This window comes from Paenibacillus larvae subsp. larvae, assembly GCF_002003265.1.
Taxonomy (GTDB): Bacteria; Bacillota; Bacilli; order Paenibacillales; family NBRC-103111; genus Paenibacillus_H; species Paenibacillus_H larvae.
The window spans coordinates 2,526,486-2,539,712 of record NZ_CP019687.1 but is presented as its reverse complement, the minus strand read 5'-3'; the positions used below and the strand labels follow the sequence as shown (position 1 = coordinate 2,539,712).

Sequence of the window (13,227 nt, the reverse complement as noted above, 5' to 3'; positions counted from 1 at the left end):
GGATCAACCTCTTTTTTGTTTCGCGGTTAAAAACATGCTGTATTGGATTATCCGTTCCAATGATTTTTTGCGGATATCCGGCTCATCAAACTTCATAGGTTTTGAATTCGCCTCGAAAAACCATATTTTCCCTGTTATATCAATCCCCAGATCCATGGACATTTCTCCGAGTTTCTGCCTAGAGGCTTTCTCAATCTGCTGGGCCAATTCGAGAGCCGCACGTTTGGTCCGGTTCAGGATCCGCATGGCTTTCTGCTCTCCGAATCCTTTTATCAGCAGTTTAATCGGATTGTCAATAGAACCCCCTCTGGGTACATGGGTGGTGATGCTTTCCCTTCCGGCTATTCGGGCACCGATTCCCGTAATACTCCACTTGCCTTTGGATGTCTTTTGAATCAATGCCCTGAGATCGTAGGGGCGGTCTTTATAGGAGGCCAGTTGAATACCTTGTTGAATGATGTAGTCGTTGTTTTCCGTGATTCCTTCAATTTTGGCCCAAAGCCTTTCCACAGACGGATGAAGAGACTGTTGTGTTTTCTTTTCCTTTTGTACTGAGAGGCGGTAGACCAGACTACTTGGCTTGGTAACCCGTTCTATTTTCATGATCCCTTTGCCTGCTTTTCCTTGCACAGGCTTCAGGTAAACAACCGGATGCTGCTGGATGACCGTTTCGAGAACCTGCTTGGACGTTAATTTTTTGGTAGTCGGAATATAAATCCGGCTAGGCCTGCTTTTCAACCATTCAAATAGTGTCCATTTATCAAAAAAACCCTGATTGAATACAATCATTTTTTTGTTTTTGATACAGGCATTTAAAGTATTTTGAACATCGGGATGTTTTTCCGTATCCCGGTTTGGGATACGGTTATAGATGACTTTGGGCATCGAAATGACTTTACGGGTCCAGGACTTATTGGTGAAATCATAAGTATAAGCCAGAATGTGTTTGGCCCCGGGATGAATATCGGATGTGGTAATCACGACCACCTCAGCTCCCAGTTCCTTGCCGGTCTGAATTAAATCAATAAAATTCTGGTGATTTCCCATGAATAGCCGTTTCGGATGAGCTACTGACAAAATCCCCAATGCCGGAACAGGTTTAACAGAAGTAAAGGCCTCCATCAGCCATCCCTCCTTGCCCGAAAACGGCTTAAATAGAGACTATAATCATATACATTGGTAAGGGTATCCTGTTCCTCTTTTTTTAAATGGGGGTGTTTGAAGATAGAACGGCCGGGTTTAGCATTTGCTTCGAACATCCAGATCCGCTCGTTTTGATCAATCCCGATATCAAATCCAAGCTCACCCAGAAGATGATCGTAACTTTTTTCCAGAGAGTTTGCTATACGGACCGCTGTGTCTCTGGCATACTGCAGTATTTGGTCACCTCTGTTTCCGTATACCTGTCTCATAACCTGTTCAGCGGTCATTAGCTGCCCGCCGTTGCGGACATGGGTGGTTACACTGCCTTTACCGGCTTTCTTAGCTCCGATGGCTGATACGACCCAATGATTAGAACCGTTTTTGTTCATATGAAAACGAAAATCGATCGGACAGTTATCAATTTCAATTAGCCGGATGCCTTGCTGGGCTACATAACGATTCAACCGTCCTTTATTTACCCCGAGCATTTTGACCAGGTTTTCGAATTTCTTGAATCTCAAGAGAACGTTTTTACCGTCCTGCCTGTAGCGGACGAAGTATCCCCGCTGAGGAGAATAAGTAATTCGGTATATACCAATCCCTAAGCTCCCGGCCGTAGGTTTCAAATATATAAATTTATGTTTATCGAGCATTTCATTCAGTTGATCGGCAGAGGGATCCATCACAGAATCGGGGACATATTGGCTGGCTTCGTCATTCTCAAGCAGCTTGTAAACATCGGATTTATCAAAAAAGCTCCAGTTAAAAAACGGAATTTTACGGCTCACAAAATGCTGCTTGAAATCTTCGGTATAAACTTGTTTTTCCGCTTTTCGGCTGGTCAGCCGGTTGTAAACAACATCAGGTAAAGGAACCGTTTTTCGTACCCATCCCCCATCTGATTGGAGCATGTAACCATTAATGGTCTCTTGCTGCCAATTTACATCCTTGGGAGAAAACACAATAAAAAAAGACTTTTTTGCACCTATCTGTATAAGCTGCTTGATAAAAGAAGTTCTGCTGCCGAAGGGGGAGGTGCTTGTGCCATGAGATGAAAGGTTCGTTAAAATACCTATTAAAGGACCTAGGCGCAGTTCTTTATCAGAAGCGGTTATTAAGCAAGAACCAATGTGAGGAAGCTTAAGGGTATTCATTACGGAGGAGGGTAAATACAGATGATTTCCTCCTTTTTTAATCCAGCGGACCGGGATGAATGCGGATTTGCGTCCAATGGAAATGGAGATCCGCTTCGTCTTTGCTATTTGAAGAGCTTTACCGAGCTCTCCGGATATATAAACCACCTTTTCTGGTTTTTGTGTAGCATGGATGGTACATGTAGTCAAACTCATTCCGTTACCCTCCTAAACTAGATGCCTATTGTCCCATTCCGGCTGATCTAATGGAACGGTGGTGATAGAGCAGGGCGGGAGCGGAACCTGCTGCTGACCACGAGAGTGCCTGGCTAAGCAGGCGGCATATCGCACCGGATTGGCCACAGCTTTACGGAATATTTTGGGGTTGCCCAGCTGCCTGAATGCGGAACGCCCGGGCTTGGAGTTAATTTCCAACAGCCAAATCCGGCTATCTGGGCTAATGCCGAAATCAATGCCGAGTTCAGCCATTCTCCCCCGCTTTTTTTCCAGTACGGCGGCAATACGCCATGAATAACCAGCCACATCTTTCGCTAACTGCCGGGCTTTGTACTTTCCAAAGTGAGCGGTCAGAAAAGGCAGAACCTCGCGGGCCTTTCCTCCACCATGAAGGTTCGAGGTTGGACTGCCCGGTTCACCAGTCCGTACTGCCATACCAGTTAACTCCCAATGTCCGTGCTCATTTTTCTGCATCAGGGATCGGATATCGAACGGTATACCTTCCGAGGCGGTCAGATTCAAATCGGGCTGAATCAAATACGGTTTCCTTCCTGCGAAAGTCCGGACAAAGGATGAAAAATCGGTCGCCGTATGAAACCAATGGGAAAATGATTTATTCTCCGTATTTTTGCCCGTTAGATAATAAAAGCCTTTTTTATCTTTCAGGATCCGGACGGCCCCTTTTCCCTGGCTGCCACCATCAGGCTTGAAAAATAAGATTTTTCCACGATCCAGTGGCCTGAGAAGCTGGGTAAGGTTTCGATATCGGATCGTTTGGGGAAGAATAGAACTTATCTGCTCATCTTCCTTGAGCAGTTGGTATACTTCCCATTTGCCTTTCACCCCGGCTCCCAGAAAACGAAGCCCGGGGGTATTCCTCAGACGGGATACGGTATATTTGTAAAGCCGGTATCCGGCGGCATCCCGGTTGAAACAACGATCGTAGACAAGTCCGGGAAGAGGAAAGTTTATTTCAATAAACCCTCCGCATTCCGGCAGACAAGTAAACCCCCTTGTTGTGGCCTGCTCCCAATCTATTAGAGTGGGGGTGAACACAAATACGGTAAGCCCAAGCAGCCTTCCCTCCCGGATAAGTTTGCGGTAGAAAGACTCATCACCTGTGGGAACACCTTGAGCACAATCCGTGGCCAAAATACCGAGTGACAGGTAGGATTGAATAGAAATACTCATATAGCCGCCTAAAATTTCGCCAGGAATCTGGCGTATTGGACAGTTTTTCGGACAGATGGCCGAATTCGCACCGTTCCGTCCAAAGGTGTATTATCGTTTTTGGACGGTTTTGAGTTCACTTCAAGCAGCCAGATTTTACCCCATTGGTCAACAGCCAGGTCAACCCCTAACTCGGCAAAGTGTGCAGGAATAAAAGTTTCAATTCCTTTTGCAATGTCCAAGGCTGCACGCCGCATTTTGGCAGGCAGTTCTGCCCGGTGGTCCGGACTTAATGAAGAGCGTTCAAGTGCTTCACTCACTTTGCTGAGGGAACCTCCCTGGGCAACATTGGAGACAAAATGCTGCTCTTTGGCAACCCGGGCAACTACAGAAGTGATCGACCATTCTCCCTGAGAATCCCGCTGTACAAGGGCCCGGAAATCTAGAGGCTTACGATGGACCGTGGCAAGATGAATGCCTTGCTGGATCTGGTAGTTTTGGGTTTTGAGTTTTCCGGAAATTCTGTTAAACAGCTTTGAAAGCCTGGAAAAAGTTTGTTTGCGCGTCCCGGACAGACTGCTGAACGAACAGGAATAAACTCCGCTATCCTCACGTTTAATTCGGATAATGCCTTTGCCAAGACTGCCTGTTACCGGTTTGAGAAACAGGATAGAATGCCTGCTGGACATCGTTTTTAACATTTGATAATTTTTAAAGAGGTAAGATTCGGGTAAATAACTTTGAAGCTGTGCATCTTTTTTTAGTGCATCGAATACTTCATTCTTATTTAAATATTTTTCGTTGAAAATGTCCGTGTTGTACTGAGTTTTAACGTGTTCAAGAAATTGCTGGACTTTTGGCATATTTTCATATTTTCGGGAAGTAAGCCGGTTATAAATGACATTTGGTATGGGGAAATGCCTCGATTTCCAGCTGTCATTATACGTCCACCCTTTAAGACGCGAAGCTGAAGCGTGAATATCGTCCAGTGTAAAGAAATAAACAAAAGCTCCCGACTGCTCACAGGCTTGGTGCAATTCCTTGCAAAACGAGGTAATAGAGCCAAATAACCGCTCCGTATGTCCGTCGTGTACCCGGCTGATCATAACCCCGATAAGCGGACCCAACAGAAGAGTCTGTGTGGAGGACTTGTATTTCAGGCATAAAGCAGTTCCCTGATGAAATCCGAGCTTCTCCAGTACGGAAGAGGAGAGGCGGATACCGTCCAGCCCCTGAACTTCAACCGCCTTGCCATTTAGCGTAAGTGAGCCAAAGCGTAAGGTGATGGGTTGATTTACAGGGATTTTCCATTTTTTGACGAGGTTCCGGCCGATCATAAAGGTTTGATCATCGAGCGGGATGCTGGGGCTTTGTGCAAAAATACTGACAATGGTTCTTTTCATACTGTCATCTCCTTACCAGCATCAGTGGCAGATTACGCTATGAGTCTTACCCATTAACTACTCCATCATATGAGGACATATATCCCTTGGTGCCAGGGTAAATACCCGGGGAAAGAAAGGAAAAGCCCATGAATCCGTTGTTTATGATTATGATCAATATGGCGGTTGCCGGGTTTGTTGGAGGAATTACCAACCACTTGGCAATCAAAATGCTGTTTCATCCCAGGAGACCTGTTTATATAGGAGGAAGAAAAATCCCCTTTACTCCCGGATTAATTCCGAAACGAAAAGATGAAATTGCTGTATCTCTCGGACAAGTGGTAGGCGAATATTTGGTTACCTCGGCCGGTTTAAATGAATCTCTTCAGCGTCCGGATTTCCGTCAAAAGCTGATCCGTAAACTGGAAGATTGGCTGGAGGAATGGACAAGCAGGGAAGAAACGTTAGAAGAATGGATATTGGCCTGGAAATCTCCCGAACAGATAGAGAAATTCAAAGCAGGGCTGAAAGACTGGCTCCAATCCAAAGTCCGGGAAGGGGCAGCCTGGCTCTGGATGGACAAGGGAGTGGGAACTAAGGAACTGAAGTCTTTCGTTCCGGGTTGGAATGAACAAAAGAGGAGCAAGCTTGCGGGCCGTATGGCCGATCTGCTGGCGGAGGAAGTGAAATCGGAGCTTATGTCTTTGCGGGGCGAGCGTTTGCTAAGGCATATGATCAGCCGGATGACACAGCGTTCCGGAGGATTCCTTGGTGCACTTGCCGGCTTCTTCGTCGATGAAGACAAACTGCTTCCGAAAGTACAGGCCGCTCTCTTCCAGCAGTTGGATTCGCAATCGTTTCGCGCTACAATCCAGGTTCATCTTGACGGGCGTCTTGCCGGCCTGGAGAGTATGACCCTGGCTGAAGCGGCACGGCATCTCGCAGGTGAAGAACCGTTTGAACAGTTGCTGGAGCATATTGAGACGGTCCTTCCGATCCGGAAGTGGCTGGACTCTCTCGGCAGTATGAAGCTGCCGCAGCTGACGGAACCGTACCGTGAAGTGCTGAAGGCCTCTATTCCCAAGGCGGTGGATATGTTCCTCCGCCTGGCAGAAAACCGGCTCGAACGGGTGATTGAGGCGATTGAACTTCCTGCGGTAGTGGAGGCGCAAGTCTCGAAATTCCCGATTGAACGGATTGAAGAAATTTTGCTGAGCGTGTCCGGTAAAGAATTCCGGGCCATCACATGGCTCGGCGTTCTGCTTGGAGGCTTCATCGGTTTGTTCCAATCCGTCTTTTTATTATTGCAGCAATGAGATAGAATAAACCTATACAACGAGCCACACGGAAGGGAGAAAAGCAGAATGAATGTGCATGATAAAGCCCATGAACTGGCAAGGGCCATCCAGGAAAGTCAGGAATTCAGGGAATATAAAAGGTGCAAGGAAGAAACCGATGCCGACCCGGATACAAAACGGATGCTGAGCGATTTCAGACAGCGCCAGTTTGAACTGCAAACGAAAATGTTTTCCGGGGAAGAAATGAATCAGGAAGAAGCAGATAAGATAGAGAAGTTATATGAAGTGCTGAACATGAATCCGGCCATCAGCCGTTATTTTGCGGCAGAACAGGGGTTTACCGTATTGATGGATGACATTCAGAGGATCACCTTTGGTCCTGTAGAGGAATTAATCCGTGATTCTAAGGCTGCTGACGAACAATAAAACCGGGATGTGAGAGCCCGCAGGAAACCCCTACGATATTAACAGGGAGCTTCCTATGGGGTTTTGTATTTAGATTGTTGATATGAGATGAGTGCAAGAAGGTAATGATGGTAAGCAGAACCTGCACTGATAATAGATAGAAGGTCTTTCATTTTAACGGTCTGGAAAGGGAGGAAAAAATGTATGGAATTTTTTCATGCTTTAGTGGCTTATAAGGAAGGGGAGAATGTGAAACTGTCTTTGAAGAAGCTCGGGCAGGAAGACCTGCCGGAGGGGGAAATACTAATCCGCGTTGATTATTCTTCAGTGAACTATAAAGATGGTCTGGCCTCCTCGGCCAATGGCCGGGTAGTCAGCCGTTATCCGATCGTACCCGGCATCGATCTGGCAGGCACAGTCCTCTCCTCGAAGGATAGCCGGTTTCATCCCGGCGATGAGGTAATCGCAACAAGCTATGATATCGGGACAGGCCGATACGGAGGTTACAGTGAGATAGCCTGTATTCCGGCTGACTATGTGGTACCGCTGCCGAAGGGGCTGACTATGAGGGAAGCCATGATCCTCGGCACGGCGGGATTTACAGCAGCGCTGTCGGTACAGCGGCTGGAAGATAACGGGCTGCACCCCGGCCAGGGTCTTGTAGCCGTAGCAGGGGCTACAGGCGGCGTGGGCAGCCACGCCGTATCCATGCTGGCAGGACTCGGTTACGAGGTCCACGCCAGCACGGGCAAAAAAGCTGAGCATGAGTATCTGCTCAGCCTGGGCGCGGCGCAGGTACTGCCACGCGAAGCCTTCACTGCAGCGGATGAGAAGCCGCTGCGGAAGCAGCTTTGGGCCGCCGCTGTGGACCCGGTCGGCGGCAAGGTGACGCCGTACCTGCTCAGCACGGTCAAGTACGGCGGTTCTGTTGCGCTAAGCGGAATGGCCGCGGGAAACGGAGTAAGTACGTCGGTATTCCCGTTCATTCTTCGCGGCGTAAATCTGCTGGGCATCGATTCGGTATACTGTCCGATGCCGGTCCGCGAGCGCGTGTGGCAGCGGCTCGCCGGTGATTGGAAGCCTGCGGGCCTGGAAAGCATGGTTAACCGGGAGGTTGGACTGAAGGAATTGCCGCAAGCACTGGAAGATATACTTGCTTCCAGGATCCGCGGCCGGGTACTGGTGAATTTGCAGAAGTAAGAATGGGAAGTAAGCAAAACGTCTTGTGATCACTAGAAGGAACACATTGCCCAACCTCCACAGACATTGTAGTGGGGGTTTTTATAGGGTTTTTCTTATCTGTTCGTATCCTAGTGAATATTGACAATCCGGGTAGATTCCGTCCTCAATTCATCCCCAATGGAGACATGAATCCATATATAAAAAGAGCTTCCCCTAAGTAAACCGATGAATGATAAGAGGGGCACTTCACCAGCTAATGCTTTCTTTTTGATAGACTGATCAATCGGAATAATGAAGTAATCAAGAAGGCTACGGCGACTGCAAGAATAATTTTACCAATAAGAGCCCCAATTAACTTCAAAACGAAAACAACCATAATGGCAATCAGGCTAATGGCAATTACAACGATTGAATAAGTTTTCATCAAAGCTCAATCTCCTTTAGATTCCCATCGTCAAGCTGAAAAAAACGGTTGCCCAGTTCAGTATACAGATAGCGTTGATGGCTGGTAAACAGTACACATTTTTCGGAAAAGGTACTTGTCAACATGGAAATCGATTGTTTTTGTGATGTTTCATCAAGCGAAGTAAATGGCTCATCAAGAATGATAAACTCTGGCGACCTCGCAAGCATGCAATTTAAAAACAGCTTATACTTCATACCTAGAGAGTAATGTTTCACAGGCATTTCAAGTGCATGTGTCAAGTCAAAAAAGCGGCAAAGATCTTGAAATTTTTCTTCATATAATGCTCTCCCTTCTTTCCGAAGCCTCCACAGAGATCGAATTAATTCCTTATGTTCAAGACCCGTCAGTGCATCGTATACAAGCGGTTTATCAGGGATATATGCAACTATTTTCTTAAAGCGGTTCGTTCCTGGATGAACATGGTCATTTAACAAAATGGCATTTGATGTTGAAGGAATCAGCCCGGAAATGAGCTTCAGTAGCGTCGATTTACCGCTCCCATTTTTGCCGAGAATACATGCCCGGTCACCCTGTTTTAAATCAAAGTTAATATCCTTGAGCAGCGATCCGCTTTCATCGGTTTGTTCATATTGAAATGATAATTGAGAGACTTGCAATTTAACCATTAAGGAATCCTCCAATGACAAACATACCAGTTACTAGCAAATACAAAAGAGTAACCGCCAAAGCTCCCTTTTCAGACCCCTCCGCATAATGAACAATTCCATGATAAAGAAGGCGTAAAAAATATGTACTAACTGAGAAAGAAAGCAATTGCGTTATAACAAAATAGTGGTCTAAATTTAACGTTATGACGCAAAATAGAGCAATACTATTCACTAGTAGGATAAAAGCATTATAGACAAGGATGACAAGGTACATTTTACGAAAAACAAAATGCTTATTAAAAAAACACATAAAAATCGAAGTCAAGACTGTACTCAAAAAATTCAATATAAAATATAACGGAATGGCCAAAAGAAAGATAAAGACAAAAGTCGCTATCTGCTTTTCAATAGATAACGTCTCATTGGATAAAATGTCTAAATAAACAATTCAAAAAGAGATGCCTGTTTCTTCTTCTGTCGTCCCGATTTCATACTCATGGATAAAGTTGAATTTCGTAATAAGCGGAAACAAATAGATCTGAATCAACGGAAATATTAAAAAACCAATAAACAGAGCGATAATAGGAATCATGATAAGTAATCCTAATACACCTGCCACGAGCAGCGTCGTTGCAGCGGGTGAACCTATCAACTTCTGAGCTTGAAGAAAAGCAGACCCTTCTGAAAACAAAAATACCTGAATGGAGTGAAGGTGATCGGAATAAAGAGAAACCAACTGCTCAGATAATTGAATCCAAGGCGCATTATCAACATTCTGGCTGATTATGGAATCCGTGTAAATATGATTATGGTAGGAAACCTGCTGGAGTCTCCTATGTTCCAAAGTCTGATTCCACAATATGCGAAGAAACTGGGCATCCGGGAAGATGAGGTTGTTCAGGTATACAAAGATAAAGTTCCTCTCAAAAGAGGATGCCACTATGAAGATGTAGCCAATGCGGTTGTTTTCTATTCCTCAGACCAGGCTTTTTATATGACAGGGCAATCTGTTAACGTGACAGACGGACAAGTCATGCATTAATAAACATGGAGCGGATAAGATATGGAGATATTAATAGATTCTGCTAATATTCAAGACATCAAGAGATTGTGCGGGTTTCTTCCCATTCAGGGGGTTACAACAAACCCGGCCATTATTGTGAAAGAAAAGAAACCCTTTTATCATCCTTGAATTTCTCATACGTTTCCTTTCGTTCAGCTAGCATTTTGTTGTAGATAAGAACGCAGCCGAAAGTTTTCGCCAGGAGTTGTTCTTGTTCTTGTGTTGGGTAAAAACGGAACTTATATGATTTGTTTGCCATAATGAATCACCTCATTTCTATTCCATTATATAACAAAACGTATGTTTTGATAAAAGAAAACACCATTTATCTCCCACCTATAGAGGAAGGAGACTTCTGGTGTATTACGTTAAAAAAAGCTTGTTAAAATCGACCCACCCGTATCGGTTTACAGAAACGCCCTGCACGGATGGATGAAAGGCTACATGAAACGACTTATGAAGAAGCAGCAGAATTGCATGCTCCTGTGTAACGATGCTCTGCAATTCTCGCATCTTTTGCAGGCGGGCATTCTCATCCTTTTCCTGAATCAGATGCTGCAGGATTTGATCCACTTGTTTGAGCAGCGCAGCGTCCATGAAAGAGCGGACATATCCATTGGACTGCCGGAAGATTTCCATCATGGAAAGGTAGGAATCCAGCACAATCTGATACAAAACCATATCGGCCTGTATATAGGAGGAGGGATTCAGCATATCCTCAATTGAAGCAAACTTTAGTTCAACCTGAATCCCAAAAAACTCGCACCGCCGTTTAATCCATTCGGCATCCTCCTCGTGGTGAGATAACGTATGAAGGTGCAAGGGCTCTCCCTGATAGCCGGATTCCTCCAGGAGGCGGCAGATTTGTATCGGGTCCGGCGGCGGGAATTTCTGCCCGCAGCCAAGTTCCGGACTGAAGCCTGAAGCGGCACTTACTCTGTTGCCGGCAAGCTCTTTCACCATAAGGTCACGGTCAAGAAGAGAATGCATCGCTTTTCGAAAAAGGGGATGCTGCTGGGGCCCCTGTTTGCCCAGATTGAACACAAGAAGACTGCATCCGTCGTACAGTATCTTTTTGGTACTGCGCCAATTACCGGTCTCGTTTTGCTCCATCAGACTGCTTTGAGCTTGCTTTCCTTCATAAATAATCAGATGCCCCCAAAATGAGGGAGGATGAGAAACCGGAAGATTGAGAGGAAGAAACCAGATTTCAATTCGATCCAGGTGGGCCCTCTCCGCATAATAATTTTCAAAAACCTTGAGTTTGCAAGCAGACTCATTGTGCAATTCTATCTGAAAAGGTCCCGTCCCTACAGGGTGGCGGGCAAAGTCGTCTCCTTGTCCCCGGACCACTTCCTCCGGCACAATGGAGGCAGCCCGGTAAGACAGAAAATGGTCGAATAGACAATTGGGCTCTTTCAGCTGAAATTGGATAGTAGTAGGTCCTGTAATCAAAATATCCTCTATCTCTTCTGTCAACCAGCTATGGTAAGATGCGACTTTTGGATGTTTAAGACGGTCAAAAGTATATTTGATATCGCCCGCTGTCATCTCACGGCCATGATGAAAGTAGATTCCTTTGCGCAAATAGAATGTCCAAATCTTCTGTTGCCCATCGGATTCCCAATGATGAGCCAGCTCTGGTTCAAGCTTTCTGCTTTTTTCATTGTACCGGACCAACGTATTGAATAAATGCTGCAAAATATTACATTCTTTTCCGTAAACGGCATAAGCAGGGTCCAGGGTATGAATAAGCCCAAATAAGGGAAAACGAAGCGTATCCAGTCGGCTTTTCTCCTGTTCGATGCTCTTGATGCCAAATTGGCTGAACAGCCATTCAAGAAACGGTTTCCTTGGTGCATATTGTTCGCCGAATTGCTGGATCAGCTCCATGGCGGACGTAAAGTCCCCTCTGCCTGCCATATCGGCCGCTTCCTTGGCAAGTACATCTTCAGCGGCAATAAGAAACGTAATTTCTGAGGCATGCCCCCTGCCCCGTCCCGGTTTCCACTCAATCCATCCGTGAGCCGCCATTTTTTTCAGCAGCAGCTTCACGTTCCGTTCCGTGCAGAACAGGACTCCTGCTATCTGATCAAGAGTGACTCGGTGTGGGACTTTATCGGGCACATGTTCATACGAACTCCGCAAACGCAAATAATGATAAGTAATCTGCATATGAATGTACCTTTCTCTAAAAGGGGAAATATGTAAATTCTATTATAATCGTTTTTTTTATCTATGGTAAGAGTATTTAGACAAATAATGGAAGATTATAGAAAATTGGAAAAGGATAATTTGCAATCTCCAAGAAGAATCCCTATAATGTATTTAGGAAATATTTCCTTTTTAAGCCAATAGAAGTTAATCGAAGGAGCGTTATTATGAAAACCTTGCATTCTTCTTTTCGTATCTCAAGGTCCGAAGCGAAACCGACTTATCGGAGCAGTAAGCAGCGTCTGAGGTCTTTGGAAGAGGAATGGTTGGAGCTTCAGAAATTCGAAGAGCGAAGAACGAAAAAATCTTTGCAATTTATGCCCGAGACTCTGAAATGGTTCGGAATATTCGGATTAAGCGCTATGGTGATCATTGCCATGATGAGTATTTTTGTCGATATGCTCAGGTAAGTCTGATCAGACTGAACATTTCCTCTCCATTATTATGACAGTCTCTCAATGACAATCATCATATTTGTCCTAGTTTGTTCATAGAATAAAAACAAATATGAGTTCTTTAAGAGGGGGCGTGAAAGACTTGAAGGGGCTAAAAAATGTAATTTACATGAGTCTGGCTGTCGGGATGCTGATCTACGCATTGCCGAAACTCAATCTTGGAGAGGGTTTTACACTGCCGACCCTTTTCGGAGTGGTGTGGGTATGTTTCGCCCTGTTTGTGGTGGCGGCACATCTTCATGAACTGCTTGGGGTGGATGAGGAGAGAAGACAACAGATGAACCGTGTGCAGCGAATGAAGAAGTGGCAGACGGAACAAACGCTACAGGGGAGACGCAAAATTCTTCAACTTCGCAAATAAGGAATGGGAATATGCATCAATCATTCGGAACGTTTTGTTGAAACGGTCGCCAGTCTATTTAAGGATGGCGGCCGTTTCCGTTTGTTTGTTATTTTTCGTTTCTGGCAATA

General features: G+C 45.4%; 15 protein-coding genes and 1 pseudogene. 7 read left to right on the top strand and 9 right to left on the bottom strand.

Annotated features, from left to right (window positions below):
• Nucleotides 1–3: 3 nt before the first annotated feature.
• Genes BXP28_RS13220 through BXP28_RS13205 form a run of 4 tightly spaced genes read right to left on the bottom strand, consistent with a single transcriptional unit; the run spans nucleotide 4 to nucleotide 5,086 of the window.
• Nucleotides 4–1,122 carry a YheC/YheD family endospore coat-associated protein gene (locus tag BXP28_RS13220; protein ID WP_023483990.1) on the bottom strand — a complete coding sequence of 373 codons (1,119 nt, stop codon included), beginning with the start codon at nucleotides 1,120–1,122 and terminating at the stop codon, nucleotides 4–6.
• Nucleotides 1,122–2,492, bottom strand: coding sequence for a YheC/YheD family endospore coat-associated protein (locus BXP28_RS13215; protein WP_036655256.1), 1,371 nt, complete (start codon nucleotides 2,490–2,492; stop codon nucleotides 1,122–1,124). The genes BXP28_RS13220 and BXP28_RS13215 overlap by 1 nt, the downstream gene beginning before the upstream one ends.
• A 12-nt stretch (nucleotides 2,493–2,504) precedes the next feature.
• Complete coding sequence (locus BXP28_RS13210; protein WP_077585081.1) at nucleotides 2,505–3,704, bottom strand: YheC/YheD family endospore coat-associated protein; 1,200 nt, start codon at nucleotides 3,702–3,704, stop codon at nucleotides 2,505–2,507.
• A gap of 8 nt (nucleotides 3,705–3,712) precedes the next feature.
• A complete protein-coding gene (locus BXP28_RS13205; protein ID WP_023483993.1) occupies nucleotides 3,713–5,086 on the bottom strand; it encodes a YheC/YheD family endospore coat-associated protein in 1,374 nt (457 codons plus the stop codon).
• 128 nt (nucleotides 5,087–5,214) lie between these two features.
• Here BXP28_RS13205 and BXP28_RS13200 point away from each other — a divergent pair, with 128 nt between their 5' ends.
• From BXP28_RS13200 to BXP28_RS13190, 3 genes are all read left to right on the top strand, one after another.
• Nucleotides 5,215–6,381: a DUF445 domain-containing protein gene (locus BXP28_RS13200; protein WP_024095152.1), complete on the top strand. Its 1,167-nt coding sequence runs from the start codon at nucleotides 5,215–5,217 to the stop codon at nucleotides 6,379–6,381.
• A 48-nt stretch (nucleotides 6,382–6,429) separates the two neighbouring features.
• Nucleotides 6,430–6,789 carry a YlbF family regulator gene (locus tag BXP28_RS13195; RefSeq protein WP_023483995.1) on the top strand — a complete coding sequence of 120 codons (360 nt, stop codon included), beginning with the start codon at nucleotides 6,430–6,432 and terminating at the stop codon, nucleotides 6,787–6,789.
• Nucleotides 6,790–6,972: 183 nt separating this feature from the next.
• On the top strand, nucleotides 6,973–7,968 hold the full coding sequence (locus BXP28_RS13190; RefSeq protein WP_023483996.1) for an acrylyl-CoA reductase family protein: 996 nt from the start codon (nucleotides 6,973–6,975) through the stop codon (nucleotides 7,966–7,968).
• Nucleotides 7,969–8,203: 235 nt separating this feature from the next.
• Here BXP28_RS13190 and BXP28_RS23325 read toward each other — a convergent pair whose 3' ends face one another.
• The 3 genes from BXP28_RS23325 to BXP28_RS23320 all read right to left on the bottom strand — a co-directional run bounded on the left by BXP28_RS23325 (nucleotide 8,204) and on the right by BXP28_RS23320 (nucleotide 9,868).
• Nucleotides 8,204–8,374: a hypothetical protein gene (locus BXP28_RS23325; RefSeq protein WP_167552507.1), complete on the bottom strand. Its 171-nt coding sequence runs from the start codon at nucleotides 8,372–8,374 to the stop codon at nucleotides 8,204–8,206.
• On the bottom strand, nucleotides 8,374–9,042 hold the full coding sequence (locus BXP28_RS13185) for an ATP-binding cassette domain-containing protein (protein WP_023483997.1): 669 nt from the start codon (nucleotides 9,040–9,042) through the stop codon (nucleotides 8,374–8,376). Before BXP28_RS13185 ends, BXP28_RS23325 begins: the two co-directional genes overlap by 1 nt.
• A gap of 430 nt (nucleotides 9,043–9,472) precedes the next feature.
• Nucleotides 9,473–9,868, bottom strand: coding sequence for a hypothetical protein (locus BXP28_RS23320; RefSeq protein ID WP_052304475.1), 396 nt, complete (start codon nucleotides 9,866–9,868; stop codon nucleotides 9,473–9,475).
• Between BXP28_RS23320 and BXP28_RS13175 the strand changes: the two genes are divergently transcribed.
• Nucleotides 9,860–10,066 (top strand): SDR family oxidoreductase, encoded by a 207-nt coding sequence (locus BXP28_RS13175; RefSeq protein WP_040931924.1) that lies wholly within the window; start codon nucleotides 9,860–9,862, stop codon nucleotides 10,064–10,066. The genes BXP28_RS23320 and BXP28_RS13175 overlap by 9 nt on opposite strands.
• Nucleotides 10,067–10,087: 21 nt before the next feature.
• Nucleotides 10,088–10,216 (top strand): transaldolase family protein, encoded by a 129-nt coding sequence (locus BXP28_RS22825; RefSeq protein ID WP_144029595.1) that lies wholly within the window; start codon nucleotides 10,088–10,090, stop codon nucleotides 10,214–10,216.
• On the opposite strand, the pseudogene BXP28_RS13170 reads toward BXP28_RS22825, so the two are convergent.
• Both BXP28_RS13170 and BXP28_RS13165 read right to left on the bottom strand, forming a co-directional pair.
• Nucleotides 10,197–10,346, bottom strand: a pseudogene (locus BXP28_RS13170) (helix-turn-helix domain-containing protein); the annotation flags it as partial. The gene BXP28_RS22825 and the pseudogene BXP28_RS13170 sit on opposite strands and share 20 nt — an antisense overlap.
• A 104-nt stretch (nucleotides 10,347–10,450) precedes the next feature.
• Nucleotides 10,451–12,262: an ABC transporter substrate-binding protein gene (locus BXP28_RS13165; protein ID WP_036655250.1), complete on the bottom strand. Its 1,812-nt coding sequence runs from the start codon at nucleotides 12,260–12,262 to the stop codon at nucleotides 10,451–10,453.
• A 206-nt stretch (nucleotides 12,263–12,468) separates the two neighbouring features.
• Here BXP28_RS13165 and BXP28_RS13160 point away from each other — a divergent pair, with 206 nt between their 5' ends.
• Together BXP28_RS13160 and BXP28_RS13155 are read left to right on the top strand one after the other, a co-directional pair.
• The gene (locus tag BXP28_RS13160; RefSeq protein WP_024095151.1) at nucleotides 12,469–12,711 is read left to right on the top strand and encodes a hypothetical protein; all 243 of its coding nucleotides are present in this window, start codon (nucleotides 12,469–12,471) and stop codon (nucleotides 12,709–12,711) included.
• A 127-nt stretch (nucleotides 12,712–12,838) separates the two neighbouring features.
• Nucleotides 12,839–13,117 carry a hypothetical protein gene (locus tag BXP28_RS13155; protein WP_036655248.1) on the top strand — a complete coding sequence of 93 codons (279 nt, stop codon included), beginning with the start codon at nucleotides 12,839–12,841 and terminating at the stop codon, nucleotides 13,115–13,117.
• Nucleotides 13,118–13,227: the final 110 nt, after the last annotated feature.